Origin of the sequence: Roseobacter sp. AzwK-3b (genome assembly GCF_000170875.1) — a bacterium.
Taxonomy (GTDB): Bacteria; Pseudomonadota; Alphaproteobacteria; order Rhodobacterales; family Rhodobacteraceae; genus Roseovarius; species Roseovarius litoreus.
This window is the reverse complement of sequence record NZ_ABCR01000001.1, coordinates 635,623-652,910: the sequence shown is the minus strand read 5'-3', so window position 1 is coordinate 652,910 and position 17,288 is coordinate 635,623. Positions and strand designations below refer to the sequence as shown.

The window sequence follows — 17,288 nt, the reverse complement described above, 5'->3', positions numbered from 1 at the left end:
TTGGGGCCGATTGATGGAAAGGGTGGTGCGGGAATGCATCATTTCCGGTGCAGAAATTGGGCAGGCTTGTGGTTGGCCACAACATGTTGGGGAGAAAGGAAAATCCGCCACAATTCGGGCAGGCTGTCGGGCATGCAGACAGGTTCTAAGGAAAAACCGCCGCCGGGGCGACCCGGGCGGCGGCATGTCAGATACGCAAGAAAGCCGGTTGCGGCGACGCTCAGACCCAGGGACGGGACGTGGCGGCGCTGGCTTCGAACGTGTCGATGGCCGAAGCCTTTTCAAGCGTCAGGCCGATATCGTCGAGCCCTTCCAGAAGGCAGTGCTTCTTGAACTGATCGACCTCGAACGCGATCGTTTCCCCATCCGAGGTGGTCAGGGTCTGGTTTTCCAGATCGACGATCATCCGCGCGTTCGAGCCTTTCTCGGCATCCTTCATCAGGATATCGACCTTGTCCTGCGGCAAGGCGATCGGCAGGATGCCGTTCTTGAAGCAGTTGTTGAAGAAGATATCCGCAAAGCTGGGCGCGATCACACAGCGGATGCCGAAATCCTTGATCGCCCAGGGCGCATGCTCGCGCGAGGAGCCGCAGCCGAAATTCTCGCCCGCGACAAGGATCTCGGCGTCGCGATATTGCGGCTTGTTCAACACGAAATCGGGCCGTTCGTTGCCGTCATCATCGTAGCGCATCTCGTCGAACAGGTTCTTGCCAAGCCCCGAGCGCTTGATGGTCTTGAGGAACTGCTTGGGGATAATCATGTCGGTATCGACATTGATCAGCGGCATGGGCGCAGCGACGCCGGTGAGTGTCTTGAATTTTTCCATCACATCATCTCCCGGACATCGGTCAGTCGGCCCGTCACGGCGGCGGCGGCGGCCATGGCGGGGCTCATCAGATGGGTGCGCCCACCGCGGCCCTGGCGGCCTTCGAAATTGCGGTTCGAGGTGGCAGCACAGCGCTCACCGGGGCTGAGCTGATCGGGGTTCATGGCAAGGCACATCGAACACCCGGCAAGACGCCATTCGAACCCGGCCTCCTTGAAGATATCGGCCAGCCCCTCTTCCTCGGCCTGGGCGCGGACAAGGCCCGATCCGGGCACGACCATGGCGCGCAGACCGTCCTTGATCTTCTTGCCCTTGACGATCGCGGCGGCGGCGCGCAGGTCTTCGATCCGACCATTGGTGCACGAGCCGATGAAGACGGTATCGATCTCGATCTCGCTCAGCTTCTGACCGGGCTTGAGGCCCATGTATTCCAGCGCGCGACGGGCGGCATCCACCTTGCCCCCGGTGAAATCCTCGGGCGCGGGAACGACATCGGTGATGGCCAACACGTCCTCGGGGCTGGTGCCCCATGTGACCACGGGCGCGATATCCTCGCCCTTGAGCGTCACGACCTTGTCCCAATGTGCGTCGTCATCGGAATAGAGCGTCTGCCACCAGGCCATCGCCGCTTCCCACTGGGCGCCCTTGGGTGCATGGGGGCGGCCCTTGATGTACTCGAAGGTCTTTTCGTCCGGCGCGATCAGGCCCGCACGCGCGCCGCCTTCGATCGCCATGTTGCAGACGGTCATGCGGCCTTCCATCGACAGGCCACGGATCGCCTCACCGCAATATTCGATGACATAGCCCGTGCCGCCGGCGGTGCCGGTGCGGCCGATCACCGAAAGGGTGATATCCTTGGCGGTGACACCGGGGCGCAGCTGGCCGGTGATCTCGACCTTCATGTTCTTCGACTTGGTCTGGATCAGGGTCTGGGTGGCCAGAACATGCTCCACCTCCGAGGTGCCGATGCCATGCGCCAGGGCGCCGAACGCGCCATGGGTGGCGGTATGGCTGTCACCACACACAACGGTCATGCCCGGCAGCGTCCAGCCCTGTTCAGGCCCGACGATATGCACGATCCCCTGACGGATATCGTTGACCGGGTAGTAATGAATGCCGAAATCGCGCGCGTTCTTGTCCAGCGCCTCGACCTGAATGCGGCTTTCCTCGTTCTTGATACCTTCCAGCCGATCCGGCGTGGTGGGCACGTTGTGATCCGGCACGGCGATGGTGTTTTCCGGCTTGCGCACCTTGCGCCCCGCCATGCGCAGGCCCTCGAAAGCCTGCGGGCTGGTCACCTCGTGGACGAGGTGGCGGTCGATATACAGAAGGGATGTGCCATCCTCGGCCTCGTGCACCAGATGCGCATCCCAGATCTTGTCATAGAGTGTCTTGGGGGACATGGGTCCTCTCCCGTTTGGCGATGTGTGAAAGTGGCTCAACAGGTCTGCTCCCGCCTCATAGGCGGGCCAGCACCGTCAGGGAAGCGCCGAAAAACCGCCAAGGCAGTCGCGCACGATCATCCATGTCGAAAATCCGTTTCATGCGAGTCAGATACAGTCGATCCCCCCTTCTATCAAGAGGATTGGCGACATGGCCCCGCGCCGCGCGCTTCTTCTGGCCGGAAATATCCCGGGGGAGTCGGTGAAATCCCTCTTGGGGGATTTCAACGGCGGGGGCAGGGCCCCCATGACGACGGGTCCGTCAGTCCGGCGCCAGCATATAGCCTTCGCCGCGCACCGTCTGCAGGTAGCGGGGCTGTTTGGGATCGGATTCGATCTTGCGGCGCAGGCGGGTGATCTGCACGTCCACGGCCCGTTCCTGCGCCTGCCCGCGGTCACGGCCCAGATCCTCGACCAGCTTGGCGCGGGTGACCGGCTGGCGCAGATGCTCGGAGAAGATGCGCATCAATTGCACCTCTGTCGCGGTCAGGCGGATCGGGTCGGTGCCGCGCAGCAGTTCGGAGCGTTCGATATCGAACCGCACCGGCCCCATCTGCAGCACCTTGGGCATCACCGTTTCCGGCTCGGGATCGGGCATGCGGCGCAGGATCGCGTTGATCCGCAGCAGAAGTTCCTTTGGCTCGAAGGGCTTGGGCAGGTAATCATCGGCCCCGGCCTCCAATCCGGCGATGCGATCCTCGGTCTCGCCACGGGCGGTCAGCAGCAGGATCGGCGTTTGCAAGCTGGTCCGCAGTGACCGCGTCAGCGCCACGCCATCTTCGCCGGGCATCATCACGTCCATCACGATCAGATCAAACTCCAGCCCCGCCAGAACGCGCCTTGCATGGGCGGCATCCCGCGCCACCGACACCAGAAAACCATGCCGCGCCAGAAACTTGCGCAGCAAGCCCCGGATGCGTTCATCGTCATCGACGATCAGAAGATGCGGATGTGGATCGCTCATGTGTCCTTGTCCCTGATCGCATGGTAACGCCGACGCATGTCCGGGTCCATCATCGCTTCGAGCACCTGTCGGAAGCCCGCCACGGCCTCGGGGCCGGCAGCGCGGTAGGCGGCGCGCATCCGCGCGCGTTGGGCATCCGACAGCCGACGCTCGAGCGCCTGCCCGGTTTCGGTCAGGTGCAGGTGCCGTTCGCGCTTGTCGGCGGTGCCTACGCGGCTTTCCACAAGCCCGTCCTCGATCAGCGTTCGCAGCACCCGGTTGAGCGATTGCTTGGTCACGCCGAGAATGGCCAGCAGGTTGTTCACGGTCGTGCCGGGAATGCGGGAGATGAAGTGGATCGCCCGATGATGCGCCCGGCCATAGGCCAGAGTGGCGAGGATGCGGTCGGGATCGGCGGTGAACCCGCGATAGGCGAAGAACATCGCTTCGATGCCCTGGCGCAACTGCTCATCTGTCAGGAAAAGAAGGGTTTCACCGCCTGGGCGTTCGGGCATGGTCATCCTCCGGTCACGACGATGGCGTGAGGGCATATATTATGTCAGCTTTATTGACATTCCAAGGGTGAAATGATAGCGAATCGCAGTTTCGTTGTAATTTTATGTCCGTCTCGGACATTTTGAGCGCAACATATGGAAATATCTAGCCCAAAGAGGAGATGGACTATGGCTGGCTATGATGACCGTGACGGCAAGATCTGGATGGATGGCACTCTGGTCGACTGGCGCGATGCCAATGTCCATATCCTGTCCCATGCGCTGCATTACGCCAGCTCCGTTTTCGAGGGCGAGCGCTGCTATGACGGCAAGATTTTCCTGTCGCGCAAACATTCCGAGCGGCTGCACAAATCAGGCGATCTGATGGATATGAAGATCCCCTATACCGTCGACGAGATCGAAGCGGCCAAGCAGGCGGTTGTGGACGCCAACAACCTGTCGAACGCCTATGTGCGGGTCGTGGCGTTTCGCGGCGCGGGCGAGGATATGGGTGTCGCCTCGTCGCGCAACCCGGTGCGCATGGCGGTCGCGGCCTGGGAATGGGGCAATTACTATGGCGATGCCAAGATGAAGGGCGCCAAGCTGGATATCGCCAAATGGAAGCGACCCAGCCCCGAGACGATCCCGACGGCGGCCAAGGCGGCGGGGCTTTACATGATCTGCACCATGTCCAAGCACGCCGCCGAGGCCAAGGGTTGTTCGGACGCGCTGTTCATGGATTATCGCGGCTACGTGGCCGAGGCGACTGGGGCGAATGTGTTCTTCGTCAAGGACGGCGAGGTGCACACGCCTGATCCCGATGCAATCCTCAACGGGCTGACGCGCCAGACGGTGATCGGCATGCTCGAAGAGCGCGGCGTCAAGGTGCATGTGCGTCACATCATGCCCGAAGAGCTGGAAGGGTTCGAGCAGTGCTGGTTGACCGGATCGGCCGCCGAGGTGACACCCGTGGGCCAGATCGGCGATTACAATTTCGAGGTCGGCGCGCTGACCCGTGAAATCGCGCAGGGCTACGAGGCGCTTGTTCGGGCCTGATCCGAGACCGGTCTACGGAACAGAAAAAAGCGCCAGGGCTGTTGGGTCAGCCTTGGCGCTTTTCTTTTGCGGATCGTGTCGGGATTTAGCCCGGGGACAGGCCGCGCAGACGTTCGGACCGGCGGCGCAGAAGCTCGACCGTGGTCAATAGCAGGATCGACAGGGTTACGAGGATCGTGGCCACCGCAAGGATGGTCGGCGAAATCTGTTCGCGCAGGCCGATGAACATCTGCCACGGAAGTGTCTTCTGCCCCGCAGAGCCGACGAAGAGCACCACCACAACCTCGTCGAAAGAGGTAATGAAGGCAAAAAGACCGCCCGAGATAACGCCCGGCAGGATGAGCGGCATCTGCACACGGAAGAAGGTGGTCACCGGGTTCGCCCCCATATTGGCCGCCGCGCGTGTCAACGATCGATCAAAGCCCACAAGCGTCGCGGTCACGGTGATGATGACGAAGGGAATGCCGAGGGCGGCATGCGCCAGGACAACACCCCAGTAAGTGCCCTGAAGCCCCAGGCGGGAGTAGAAGAAATACATGCCTGCCGCAGAGATAATCAGAGGAACGATCATAGGAGAAATCAAGATCGCCATGATCGCACGGCGGAACGGCACGTGCTCTGCGCTCAGGCCAATGGCCGCAAGCGTGCCAAAACTGACAGACAAGAGTGTCGCCACGGGCGCGATCGAGATCGAGTTCCACATCGCCTGTTGCCAGTCGGGGCTGGTGAAGAAATCACGGTAATGCTTGAGCGAGAAGCCCTCGGGATCGAGACGCAACATTTCTGGCGTGAATGTGAAGAAATCCTGAGAGTTGAAGCTGAGCGGCATCACGACGACAATCGGCGTGATCAGGAAGAAGAAGATCATCCCACACAGCACCCGGAAGCAGAAGTGGTAGAACACCTGCAACGGCGTGGTGTAAGGCGGCAGCTTGGCGCGGTAACGTCCCTCGCCCAGCCAGAAGATGAACCATCCGAACAGCCAGCCGAAAATCAGGCCGATCACGCCACCCATCGGACCGGTCAGCAGGTAACCCGCGCCAGCAGCGCCGAGCGTGGTGATCCAGCGGGCGATACTCTCTCGCCGAAAAACCGTGAGCCACAAATAGGCCAAGGCCGCCGAAACAATGAAGCCGCCGACCATACCGGCAAGGGGCGATCCCTGAGACGTGCCGACAATGAGCCCGGCAAAGGCCCCGGCAATCCCCACGACGGGCGCGACGAAGGAGACGGGTTTTGGTTGGATCATCGTGATTGTCATGTCCGTCACCCCAGTTTCACGTTGTCGATGCCGACGATCTTGTCATAGGCCCAGTACAGCACCAGCACAGCCACCAGAAGGATCGACCCGAGCGCCGCCGCAAGACCCCAGTTCAGGGAGCTGGAGATATGATAGGCGATCCGGTTCGAGATGAACGTGCCGGTGGTGCCGCCGACGATCTCGGGCGTGATGTAGTAGCCGATGGCAAGGATGAACACGAGGATCGATCCCGCCCCGATGCCGGGCACGGATTGCGGGAAATACACCCGCCAGAACGCTGTCCAATTGGTCGCGCCAAGGGATTTCGCGGCACGCACATAGGTCTGCGGGATGGTCGACATGACCGAATACATCGGCAGGATCATGAAGGGCAGCAGAATATGCGTCATCGCGACAATCGTGCCAAACTGGTTGTTGATCATCACCAATCGGCTGGCGTCATCGACAAGGCCCAGCCAGACAAGCGTATCGTTGATGACCCCCTGTTGCTGCAGCATCACCTTCCACGCCGAAGTCCGCACCAGCAGCGATGTCCAGAACGGCAACAACACCAGGATCATAAGGATATTCGCGGTGCGCATCGGCAGGTTCGACAGAAGATAGGCGATCGGATAGGCCAGCAGGATGCAGCTTCCGGTGATCATAAGCGACATGAACAACGTGCGCTGAAACAACATTCCGTAAATCTGTTGATTTTCCGGGCGCGCTTCGGGGCCATCGGGGCTTTTCTGCATGTCGACGGCATTCAGGAAATAACCGCTGGTAAAGGGCGGGCTGTAGGTCTTGATCGTGGACCAATTCGCGACCTTGCCCCAGTCCTTGTCCAAAGCGAGGAAGGCATCGCGGAACGAAATCTCGGGCTGGTCAGCAAGCATCGCCTGCGCCTCGGCCAGTTCTGCGGCGCCCGGACCTGCGTAGGACGCGACATCTGCCCCGGCCTTGAGGTCTTGAACAAGAGCGATTTTCACGGCTTCCCACGGCTCTTCCTCGGCCACGACATCTTCGTCGGCGACAACGGTGAACAGAGCGAAAGCGGTGTAGGCGCGGGTGGTTTCGGGCAGCAGGTCCGAGACGGCCTGACCCGGCACGAAACCGATATCTCCGGCAAAACTGTCGCTGGTCAATTCTGCAAGCCGGAGACGCTGCTCTTCAAGAAGTGCGGTATTGGCAGCGGCGCCGTCGCCACCTGTCATCAGCGCATACCAGAACGCTTCGTCTTCCCAGACAGGGTTCAGATCTTCCAAGGCGTCGATGTAATCTTCGCCAATGTCATCAAGACTGCGGCCCGTGGAGCGGAACAGCGAGGAAATCCCTGTTTCCTCATAGTTCAGACGCGTGCCAAGCCGCGTGTGTTCCTTGGCCTCGGAGGCCAGAAACAGATCGAAATAGAGCGATTGATACACCGACTCATCAGGGGCTTCGCCACTCGCGGCATCCCAATCCTGCAGCTGCTGGACCGTGTTGGGGAGCGTATTCGAAACGATCTGGTTTTCGACCGAGCGGAACAACATGTCCCCGATCGGTGCAATGAAGGTCACGAGAACGAAAATCAGCAGAGGCGCGATCAAGGCGAGCGCCCTGAGTTTCTGCGCGCGAAGCGCCTTGTTGAGACTGCGCTTGAGCGGTTTCCCGTCAGCGGACAGCACCGGGCCGTTTTCGGTTGTAACGCTCATTTTGTCCCCGTTGGTCTGCTTTTTTTGTCGAAGGGGCCGGCGCGCGGCCCCTTCCGGATCTTATCCGAAAGCCGGATTACTGAGCCAGCCACGCCTGGAATTTGGCGTCGATGTCATCACGGTAATCAGCCCAGAACTCGTAGTTGTACAGGAACGTGTTCTGTGCGTTGTTCGGATCGGTCGGCATGTGCGGCGCCATGTCGATGCCCAGATCGGCGTGCTGACCCACCAGCGGAGCCGACGAGGCGCGAGCCGGGCCGTAGGAAATCCACTTGGCCTGATCCGCAAGGCGCTGCGTGTCGGTGGCGAAGTAGATGAAGTCCAGGGCACGGGCCAGACGATCTTCAGGCAGGTTGGCGGGGATGATCCAGCCGTCAAGGTCGAACACCTGAGCGTCCCACATCATCGCGACGGGCTGGTTCTGCTCTTCGATCACGCTGAACAGACGGCCATTATAGGTCGAGCCCATGAAGACTTCGCCATCGGCCAGAAGCTGCGGCGTGTCGGCACCGGCGGACCACCAGATCACGTCGTCCTTGATGGTCGCCAGCTTGTCGAGTGCCTGCTGCTGGCCTTCTGCAGTGGCCAGAACGTCATAGACGTCGTCCTTGGCAACACCGTCACAGAGCAGCGCCCATTCCATGTTGTTGATCGGGCGCTTTTCCAGCGAACGCTTGCCCGGATAGGTTTCCAGGTCGAACACGTCGCAGATGTCGTTCGGCGCTTCGACACCCGCGGGAACCATGTCTGTACGGTAGCCGAATGTGGTCGAGTACACGATCTGAGGGATGAAGCAGTCACCAACCAGCAGGTCGCCGAAATCGTCTTCGGCCGAGGTGCCATCGGGTGCCGGCGCGAGGTGCACGTCGGGATCGATTTCCATTGCGAGGCCTTCGTCGCACAGACGCAGAGCATCTGCGGCCACAACGTCAACCACATCCCATGTCACGTTGCCGGCTTCGTCCATGGCGCGCATCTTGGCGACAGCTTCGGCCGAGCTTTCGTCCCAGATAATTTCAAGACCCGGATGCATGGCCTGATACGGCGTCGCATATGCGTTGATCTGGCTTGTCTGGTACGCACCGCCCCAGGACACCATCGTCATCGAGTCGGCCATGTCCTGCGCATGAGCAGCAGCACCGGCGACCGTGAGTGCGGTCGTGGCCAAAAGGGTTTTCGTGAGTTTCATTTCATACTCCCAGTTTACATCCCGTGTTTGATTCTTCGGCACCGGGTCACGGGAAAGACCGTCGGAACCTCAAGATCATCACACCTCTCGCAAGAGATACGATTATCTAAGACCTATACCGCGTCGAGTGCGCGGCAATCCCGCGGCAGCCAGCCGATCTCGATCTGCTCGCCCGGTTGCAGGCGGCGCTGATCTGCCGAATTGCGAGTCTTGATGATGAAATTGTCCTTGCCGGCCACCTTGAGGCGGGTGCGGAACACATCGCCCATATAGATGAATTCCATCACCTCGGCTTTGAGGGTGTGCGCCTTGTCGCCCAGCTTGGCGGTGTCCACCTCGACCCTCTCGGGGCGGATGGAAATCGTGGTCCGGTCGCCCACCTTGGACACGTTCACGGGCTTGGCGTCGATCAGTTCACCATCGTCCAGCTGGACCAGACAGATGTCCTCGCCAATCTCTTTGATGGTACCTTCGAGCGTGTTGTTCTCACCGATGAATTGCGCCACGAAGCTGTTGTCGGGGCTTTCATACAGTTCATCCGGCGGCGCAAGCTGCTGAATGCGGCCATCGTCGAAAACCGCAACGCGGTCGGACATGGTCAGGGCTTCTGTCTGGTCGTGGGTCACGTAGACCACGGTGATCCCCAGCTGATGCGCCAGATTGGTGATCTCAAACTGCATATGCTCGCGCAGCTGCTTGTCGAGCGCGCCGAGAGGTTCGTCCATCAGGACCAGCTCGGGTTCGAACACCAGAGCGCGCGCCAGCGCGATACGCTGCTGCTGACCGCCAGAAAGCTGCGCCGGACGGCGACCGCCGAAAGACCCCATCTGGACCATGTCCAGCGCCCGCTTGACCTTGGCCTCGCGGTCGGACTTGCCGATCTTGCGCACTTCCAGAGGGAAGGACAGGTTCTCGGCAACCGTCATGTGCGGGAACAGGGCGTAATTCTGGAACACCATGCCGATGCCACGCTTGTGCGGCGGAATGTTGTTGATCGGCCGGCCATCCAGCTTGATCTCGCCATGGGTGGCTGTCTCGAACCCGGCCAGCATCATGAGGCAGGTCGTCTTGCCAGAGCCCGACGGTCCAAGCATCGTGAGAAACTCACCCTTGGGCATGGACAGGTTGAGGTCTTTGACTACGAGGGTTTCGCCGTCATAACTCTTTTGTACGCGTTCGAATTTGACGAACGCATCACTGTTCGCAGTGTCGGCCAATGGTGGCTCCCTGTCTTTGTTAGTCGTGGTTTCTCCACGTTCGGTCACAAACTAAACCGACAATGAATGTGGGTTGCAAGCCTATTTCGTGAAGTTTAGGCCAATTTGACCCGCACCGGGAAGTTTGCGCAGTCAAAATTGGCATTTCAGGAAAATCGACCAGTCCTGAACCGGGGAGATTCGGACCATGGCCGGTCAATTTGCCATGGTCCGGATCAAGTGACCAAACGTCAACCGAGGATTTTGCCCACCGCGGCGGCGGTTTTGGAGACGACCTCGTCGGCTTCGGCCCGCGTGAGGCAGAAGGGCGGCGCAAAGCCCAGAATGTCGCCCTGAGGCATGGCGCGCGCGATCACGCCGTCGGCGGCCAGCGCACCCAAGATCTGCGGGCCGATCTTGTCGGCGGGGTCGAAGAAGGTGCGGCTGTCGCGGTCCTTCACGAATTCCACGGCGCAGAGCATGCCTTCGCCACGAACCTCGCCGACATGGGGATGGTCAGCCAATGCCTCGGCCATGGTCTTGTTCAGATAGCCGCCGACGTCGCGGTTGTTGGCGATCAGGTCCAACTCGTCCAGCAGCTTGAGATTGGCGACACCGGCGGCGGCGCCGATCGGGTGGGCCGAATAGGTCCAGCCGTGGCCGATCGGGCCGTTTTCATCGGTGCCCTGTTCGAGCACTTGCCACATCTTTTCACCGACAATCGAGCCGGACAGCGGTGCATAGGCCGAGGTCAGACCCTTGGCGATGGTGATGAGATCGGGCTTGAGGCCATAGTGATCCGAGCCGAACATGGTGCCCAGGCGGCCAAAGCCGGTAACGACCTCGTCAACGACCAGCAGGATGTCGTGCTTCTGGAGCACCTTCTGGATCGCATCCCAATAGCCGGCGGGCGGCGGCACGATCCCACCGGTGCCCAGAACCGGCTCACCAATGAAAGCGGCGATGGTATCCGCCCCTTCGCGCTCGATCAGCGCCTCGAGCGAGTCCACGCAGTGCTGCACGAATTGCTCTTCGGTCTGGTCGAGGTTTTCGCGGCGATAGTAATAGGGCGCCTCGGTATGGAGCACCTGCGCAAGCGGCAGATCGAATTTCTTGTGAAACAGCTCAAGCCCGGTCAGCGAGCCGGTCACCAGACCAGAGCCGTGATAGCCGCGCCAGCGAGAGATGATCTTTTTCTTCTCGGGACGGCCAAGGATGTTGTTGTAGTACCAGATCAGCTTGACGTTGGTTTCGTTGGCATCCGATCCCGACATCCCGAAATAGACCTTGGACATGCCCTTGGGCGCGCGGTCCATGATCATTTTGGACAGGGTGATGCTGGCCTCGGTGCCGTGGCCGACATAGGCGTGATAATAGGCCAGTTCGCGCGCCTGCGCGGCGATGGCCTCGGCGATGTCCTGACGGCCATAGCCAACGTTCACGCAATAGAGCCCGGCAAACGCATCGAGCAGGCGATTGCCGTCACGATCCTCGATATGACAGTTGGTGCCGCCGGTGATCACGCGATTGGGCGCCTCGCCGCGGGCAAATTGCGCAAGATGGGTCGAGGGGTGAAAGAAATTCTCGCGGTCCCATTGATCGAGTTGGTCATTCTTCAGCATGGTTCAATCCTTCCATATGCTTGCCGCGGCGGGGTGCAAAAAACCCGGGGCGGCATGAGATCGAGACGCCGGCGGGTCAGGCCCAGTCGCGGCAGACGTATTTCACTTCCATGAATTCCTCCATGCCCTTGCGGGCGCCTTCGCGGCCAAGGCCGGATTGCTTGACCCCGCCGAACGGGATCGGCGCGCCGGTCACCTTGGTGCGGTTGACCGCGACCATGCCGAATTGCAGCGCGCGCGTCACCCGGTAGATGCGGCGGGGATCATGGCTGTGCAGATAGGCGACAAGGCCGAATTCGGTCGCATTGGCGCGGGCGATCACCTCGTCCTCGGTGTCGAAAGGCGTGATCGCGGCGACGGGTCCAAAGGTTTCGTCGCGCATGATCGCAGCCTCGTCGGACACGTCGGTCAGCACCGTGGGCTGATAGAACAGCGGCCCCTGATCGTCGCGCTTGCCGCCACAGGCCAGTTTCGCCCCTTTCGACAGCGCATCGGACACATGCTCTTCCTGCTTCTGGACGGCCTTTTCGTTCATCAGCGGGCCGATATCCGGGTCGTCCATGCCAGACCCAAGGCTGAGCGCCTGTGTCGCTTCGGTGAAGCGGCGGCAGAATTCGTCATAGACGGGGCGCTCCACGTAGATGCGGTTCGCGGCCAGACAATCCTGACCTGAGGTGGCGAATTTGGCCTTGATGCTTTCGTCGATGGCGGTGTCCAGATCGGCATTGCGAAACACGATCACCGGCGCATGGCCGCCCAGCTCCATCACGAGGCGCTTGACCGTATCGGCGGATTGGCGGCACAGCAGACGTCCGATTTCGGTGGACCCGGTGAAGGACAGAGCCCGCACACGGGAATCGGCTGTCCAAGGCTCGACGATGGTCGATGCCTTTCCGGTCAGCACGTTGAACACCCCCGCCGGGATGCCCGCACGTTCGGCCAGTTCGGCGAGGGCCAAGGCGGAATAAGGCGTCTCGCCCGAGGGATGGGCCACCACGGTGCAGCCTGCTGCCATCGCGGCGGCGGCCTTGCGGGTCAGCATGGCGGCGGGAAAGTTCCACGGCGTGATAAGCGCCGCGACACCCACGGGTTCAAGCCAAAGCTCGACCTCGGCGTCGGGCAGGTGGCTGGTGACGCCCTCGATATTGGGGCGCTTGGCCTCTTCGGCGTAGTATTCGACGAAGCTTGCGGCATAGTCGATCTCGCCACGCGCCTCGGACAGGGGTTTGCCCTGTTCCAGCACCATGATACGGGCCAGATCCTCGCGGTTTTCGATCATCAGGTCGAACCAGCACCGCAACAGCGCCGAGCGATCCTGCGGCAAGGTCATCGACCAATCGGAAAAGGCGGCTTGTGCCGCATCCACGGCGGCACGGGCCTGATCGGCGGAGAGGCTGGCCACCTCGCCCAGTCGCAGCCCGTCGGCGGGATTGGTCACGGCGATGGTCTGGCTGTCATCGCCAGCAGTCCATTTGCCGTTCACGTAGGAAAAATTGCGCACAAGGCGCGTGTCGGTGATCCCGTTCCGGGTCCAGGTCGCTGAATCGGACATCAAGGCCCTCCTTTCGCCGGAAGAATGCACCGAAGGGATCAGAAAGCGGGGCTGAACTTGGCGCTCGGGCCAGAGGTTTCATCGGCCAGTTCGGATATCCGCAGACGATCCTTCTGCAAGAGCGCCCAGAGCAGGGAACGGCCCATGATCCGGCAGGGACATTCTGTGGGTCAGGAGCTGTTGTCCAAAAAGATCTGGAAGGGGGGCGCGCCGGGCGCCTTGACCGGTTTGGTCACGATATAGGTGAAATACCGCGCCAGCCCGATCCGGGAATCGAGCATGTCGTCGATCAGCCGCTGATAGGCGTCGATATCGGTGGTCACGATCTGCAGAAGATAATCGAACCCCCCGCCAAGCGCCCAACAGGCGGTGATTTCGGGATAGCGCTGCACGCTGTCCTCGAACGCGCGAAAACTGGCGGGCGTGTGATCGGCCAGCTCGGCCGCCACGAAAACCGTCACGTACGGCCCCAGCTTCTTGAGGTTGATCCGGGCGTTGTAGCCTTCGATGATGCCGGCCTGTTCCAGCTTTTTAAGGCGCTCCCAGCAGGGGCTGGCGGAAAGACCCACACGCTCGGCCAGATCGGCCTTGGTGATGCGGCCCTCGGCGGACAAGACGCGCAGAATGTCCAGATCGCGCGCGTCCAGCTTCATGCGGAAATCACCGTGCCTGAGGGGCTGTCCTGCAGCATCTGGAAGACGTGGCTGGCGATGGCCGTGTCCTGCGCCCCGGTGCCGGTCAGATCGGCGATCGTGATATCGTCATCGCTGCGCCGTCCGGGCGCGTCGCCGGTGATGACCTGACCCAGTTCGGCGGGGATGCCCCCCTGCCAGACGCCTGCCTCGTGTGCGCTGCGCAGCTCGCCCATGATCTCGGTCTGGCTGACACGGTCGGCCACGTAAAGATCGGCGGCGGCGAGCGCCTTGGGGTCGATCTCGTTCTTGCCGTGCTGGTCCGATCCCATCGCGGTGATATGCAGGCCGGGATGGAGCCATTCGGCACGCAGCACGGGTGTGCGCGCCGGGGTCGTGGTGACGACAAGCTGGCTTTGGGCGACCAGATGAGCCGGGTCCGAGACGGGCAGCACCTCGATCCCCATAAGCGCGGCAAGGTCTTCGGCGCAGGTCTGCGCCTTGGCACCGTCGCGGCCCCAGATCAGAAGCCGCTCAAAAGGCCGGACAAGATGCGCCGCCTGCATTTGCAACCGGGCCTGAACGCCGGTGCCAATCACCCCCGCCGTCTGCACCTTGGAGGGGGCAAGATGGCGCGCGGCAACGGCACCTGCGGCAGCGGTGCGGATATCGGTCAGGTAGCCATTGTCGAGAAACAGCGCCTGCACCAGCCCGGTGGTGGCTGAAAACAGGATCATCAACCCGTTGAGCGAGGGTAGGCCCAGCTTGGGATTGTCGAAAAATCCGGGGCTGACCTTGATCGCGAACCCGTCGAAACCGGGGATATAGGCGGTTTTGACATCCACCTCGCCATTGGCGGCGGGCAGGTCCATCGACAGGACGGGCGGCATCACCACCTCGCCCCCGGCCAGCGCGGCAAAGGCGCGTTCGACCACATCGACCGTGGACAGATCGAGGCCCACAGCCGCGCGAAGTTCGGCCTCGGTAAGAATGCGGATGTCATGCGGCATAGGGTTTTCCTTTTACTGTGACATCACCAAGCTGCACGTCCTGCCCCGTGATGATCCGGGTGAACACCTCCATGTCCAGATTGCGCCCGGTGACGATGGTCGCGGTTGGACCCTCGAGGGTGACCTTGCCGGACAGAACAGCGGCCAGCCCCACGACACAGGCGCCTTCGGCAACGATCCTGTCTTGGTAGTAAAGCACCTGCATCGCATGGTAAATCTCGTCCTCGGTCACCAGAACGATCTGATCCAGAAGATCGCGGCACATCGGAAAGCTGAGCCGGTTCTGCATGCCGATCCCACCCCCGAGGGAATCCGCAAGGCTTGGGAGCTCTTCGACCTCGACGGGATGACCGGCCAGGATGCTTTCATGCATGGCAGCACCCCGATCCATGCTGATGCCGATCACCCGGATCGCCGGGTTGATCGACTTGGCCGCCAGCGCCACCCCGGCGGCGAGCCCCCCGCCCGACAAAGGCACCAGAAGCGTGGTCACATCGGGACGGGCCTGCAGGATTTCCAGCCCGATGGTCCCCTGCCCCGCGATCACAAGCGGATCGTCGAAAGGCGAGATTTCGACCAGACCTTCTTCGGCGACAAGGCGGTGAGATTCGGCCAGTGCATCGTCTTGACTGCGGCCCTTGATATGCACGTCGGCGCCGAGCGCGCGGATGCCGTCCACCTTGGCCTGCGGCACCAGTTCGGACATGCAGATCACCGCGCGCATCCCCCGGCGCGCAGCGGCAAAGGCCACCCCTCGCCCGTGGTTGCCAGTGGAACAACAAGTCACGCCGGAGGCGTCGCGCACGGCAGCTACGGCGTTATAGGCGCCACGCAGCTTGAAGGCGCCAATGGGCTGCATGTTCTCGAGTTTCAACAGAAACTCTGCCCCTGCGCGATCTGTCATGTAGGCAGAAGGGACCAGGGGCGTGCCGTCGGCAACCCCGCGGATCACCTTGGCGGCGGCGTAGATATCGGCAAGGGTCGGTTGCATGTGATGCTCCGGATCGGTGGTCTGAGGCCCGCCGCGCAGCTTTGCGCCGGGACAGGGTATCGTCAACTGCAGGACCGGGAATTTCCTGAAAACGACATTTAGTGACGTTTTCCTTGGGGCAGGGCGCAGGCCTGAGGCGGTATCGCGGGGATAGACCCCAAACATCAGGCCCATTGCTATGATCCACAAATCCTTGCCGTTTTCCGATGCCGAGTTTCAACGGCGCCTTACCAAGACCCGTAATGCGATGGAAGCCGCCGGTGTCGATGCGCTGTTCATCACCGATCCGTCGAACCAGCACTGGCTGACCGGCTATGACGGTTGGTCTTTCTACGTGCATCAGGGGGTTATCGTGCTGCCGGATGCCGATCCGATCTGGTGGGGCCGCAATCAGGATGCCAATGGCGGCGTGCGGACCGTATGGATGACCGATGACCGGGTGATCGGCTATGCGGACAATTACGTGCAATCCACCGAGCGTCACCCGATGCAGGACCTTGCCGAACGGATGAAAGGCATGGGGCTGGACACCGCGCGGATCGGCGTGGAGATGGACAATTACTATTTTTCTGCAAAGGCTTATGCCGTCCTGCAGGCCGAGTTGCCGGATGCGAGCTTTCAGGATGTCACGGCGCTTGTGAACTGGCAGCGGGCGGTCAAATCCGACGAGGAGCTGGCCTTTATCCGCAAGGCGGCGGCGATCAGCGAGAAGATCGTCGATGGCCTGCTGGAGCGGGTCGAGCCGGGGATTCCCAAGAACGAGATCGTGGCCGAAATCTTCCGCGATGGGATCCGGGGTGTGGATGGCGCATGGGGCGATTATCCGGCGATCGTGCCGCTGCTGCCATCGGGCAGCGATGCGGCGGCGCCGCACCTGACGTGGGATGGCCGCGACTTTACGGAAGGCGAGGCAACTTTCTTCGAGATTTCAGGATGTTACCGGCGCTATCACGCGCCGTTCTGTCGGACGCTTTTCCTTGGCAAGCCGCCGCAATTCCTGCTGGATGCGGAAAAGGCGCTGGTCGAAGGGCTGGAAAACGGGCTTGAGGCGGCGAAGGCGGGCAACCGGGCCTGCGACATCGCAAATGCGCTGGCCGCACCGCTGGAGCGGGCGGGGATTCAGCGGGGGGCGCGCTGTGGTTATCCCATCGGTCTGAGCTATCCGCCGGATTGGGGCGAGCGCACCATCAGCCTGCGCGCCGAGGACGAGACCGTGCTGGAGCCGGGCATGACGTTCCACTTCATGCCGGGTCTGTGGATGTCCGATTGGGGGCTGGAAATCACCGAGTCCATCCTCATCAAGGAGGACGGCCCGGCCGAGACGTTCTGCAACCGGCCGCGGAAGATGTTCGTTAAGGATTGACCGCGAATCATCCAAAGACCCTGATTAACAAGGCAAAA

15 protein-coding genes are annotated in these 17,288 nt (G+C 61.5%); 2 read left to right on the top strand and 13 right to left on the bottom strand.

Going from position 1 to position 17,288, the window contains the following annotated elements:
- Positions 1-220: 220 nt before the first annotated feature.
- The 4 genes from leuD to RAZWK3B_RS02950 form a co-directional block, all read right to left on the bottom strand.
- Complete coding sequence (gene leuD / locus RAZWK3B_RS02965; RefSeq protein WP_007812036.1) at positions 221-826, bottom strand: 3-isopropylmalate dehydratase small subunit; 606 nt, start codon at positions 824-826, stop codon at positions 221-223.
- Positions 826-2,229: a 3-isopropylmalate dehydratase large subunit gene (gene leuC / locus RAZWK3B_RS02960; RefSeq protein ID WP_007812034.1), complete on the bottom strand. Its 1,404-nt coding sequence runs from the start codon at positions 2,227-2,229 to the stop codon at positions 826-828. Before leuC ends, leuD begins: the two co-directional genes overlap by 1 nt.
- Before the next feature lie 301 nt (positions 2,230-2,530).
- Complete coding sequence (locus RAZWK3B_RS02955) at positions 2,531-3,232, bottom strand: response regulator (protein ID WP_007812033.1); 702 nt, start codon at positions 3,230-3,232, stop codon at positions 2,531-2,533.
- Positions 3,229-3,726: a MarR family winged helix-turn-helix transcriptional regulator gene (locus RAZWK3B_RS02950; RefSeq protein ID WP_007812032.1), complete on the bottom strand. Its 498-nt coding sequence runs from the start codon at positions 3,724-3,726 to the stop codon at positions 3,229-3,231. Before RAZWK3B_RS02950 ends, RAZWK3B_RS02955 begins: the two co-directional genes overlap by 4 nt.
- Before the next feature lie 168 nt (positions 3,727-3,894).
- On the opposite strand from RAZWK3B_RS02950, the gene RAZWK3B_RS02945 reads away from it, so the two are divergent.
- Positions 3,895-4,761 (top strand): branched-chain amino acid aminotransferase, encoded by an 867-nt coding sequence (locus RAZWK3B_RS02945; RefSeq protein WP_007812031.1) that lies wholly within the window; start codon positions 3,895-3,897, stop codon positions 4,759-4,761.
- An 85-nt stretch (positions 4,762-4,846) separates the two neighbouring features.
- Here RAZWK3B_RS02945 and RAZWK3B_RS02940 read toward each other — a convergent pair whose 3' ends face one another.
- From RAZWK3B_RS02940 to eutB, 9 genes are all read right to left on the bottom strand, one after another.
- Positions 4,847-6,022, bottom strand: coding sequence for an ABC transporter permease (locus RAZWK3B_RS02940; RefSeq protein ID WP_007812030.1), 1,176 nt, complete (start codon positions 6,020-6,022; stop codon positions 4,847-4,849).
- Between the two features lie 5 nt (positions 6,023-6,027).
- Complete coding sequence (locus tag RAZWK3B_RS02935) at positions 6,028-7,695, bottom strand: ABC transporter permease (protein ID WP_007812029.1); 1,668 nt, start codon at positions 7,693-7,695, stop codon at positions 6,028-6,030.
- A gap of 76 nt (positions 7,696-7,771) precedes the next feature.
- Positions 7,772-8,884, bottom strand: coding sequence for an ABC transporter substrate-binding protein (locus tag RAZWK3B_RS02930; RefSeq protein ID WP_007812028.1), 1,113 nt, complete (start codon positions 8,882-8,884; stop codon positions 7,772-7,774).
- A 113-nt stretch (positions 8,885-8,997) separates the two neighbouring features.
- Positions 8,998-10,101 (bottom strand): ABC transporter ATP-binding protein, encoded by a 1,104-nt coding sequence (locus tag RAZWK3B_RS02925; protein ID WP_007812027.1) that lies wholly within the window; start codon positions 10,099-10,101, stop codon positions 8,998-9,000.
- Between the two features lie 230 nt (positions 10,102-10,331).
- Positions 10,332-11,702 (bottom strand): aspartate aminotransferase family protein, encoded by a 1,371-nt coding sequence (locus RAZWK3B_RS02920; protein ID WP_007812026.1) that lies wholly within the window; start codon positions 11,700-11,702, stop codon positions 10,332-10,334.
- Positions 11,703-11,778: 76 nt separating this feature from the next.
- The gene (locus RAZWK3B_RS02915) at positions 11,779-13,254 is read right to left on the bottom strand and encodes an NAD-dependent succinate-semialdehyde dehydrogenase (RefSeq protein WP_007812025.1); all 1,476 of its coding nucleotides are present in this window, start codon (positions 13,252-13,254) and stop codon (positions 11,779-11,781) included.
- Between the two features lie 170 nt (positions 13,255-13,424).
- On the bottom strand, positions 13,425-13,907 hold the full coding sequence (locus RAZWK3B_RS02910; RefSeq protein ID WP_007812024.1) for an Lrp/AsnC family transcriptional regulator: 483 nt from the start codon (positions 13,905-13,907) through the stop codon (positions 13,425-13,427).
- Positions 13,904-14,896, bottom strand: coding sequence for a cyclodeaminase (locus RAZWK3B_RS02905; RefSeq protein WP_007812023.1), 993 nt, complete (start codon positions 14,894-14,896; stop codon positions 13,904-13,906). Before RAZWK3B_RS02905 ends, RAZWK3B_RS02910 begins: the two co-directional genes overlap by 4 nt.
- Complete coding sequence (eutB, locus tag RAZWK3B_RS02900) at positions 14,886-15,887, bottom strand: hydroxyectoine utilization dehydratase EutB (protein ID WP_037294996.1); 1,002 nt, start codon at positions 15,885-15,887, stop codon at positions 14,886-14,888. Before eutB ends, RAZWK3B_RS02905 begins: the two co-directional genes overlap by 11 nt.
- Before the next feature lie 178 nt (positions 15,888-16,065).
- Here eutB and doeA point away from each other — a divergent pair, with 178 nt between their 5' ends.
- Complete coding sequence (doeA, locus tag RAZWK3B_RS02895) at positions 16,066-17,250, top strand: ectoine hydrolase DoeA (RefSeq protein WP_007812021.1); 1,185 nt, start codon at positions 16,066-16,068, stop codon at positions 17,248-17,250.
- The last annotated feature ends 38 nt before the right edge of the window (positions 17,251-17,288 follow it).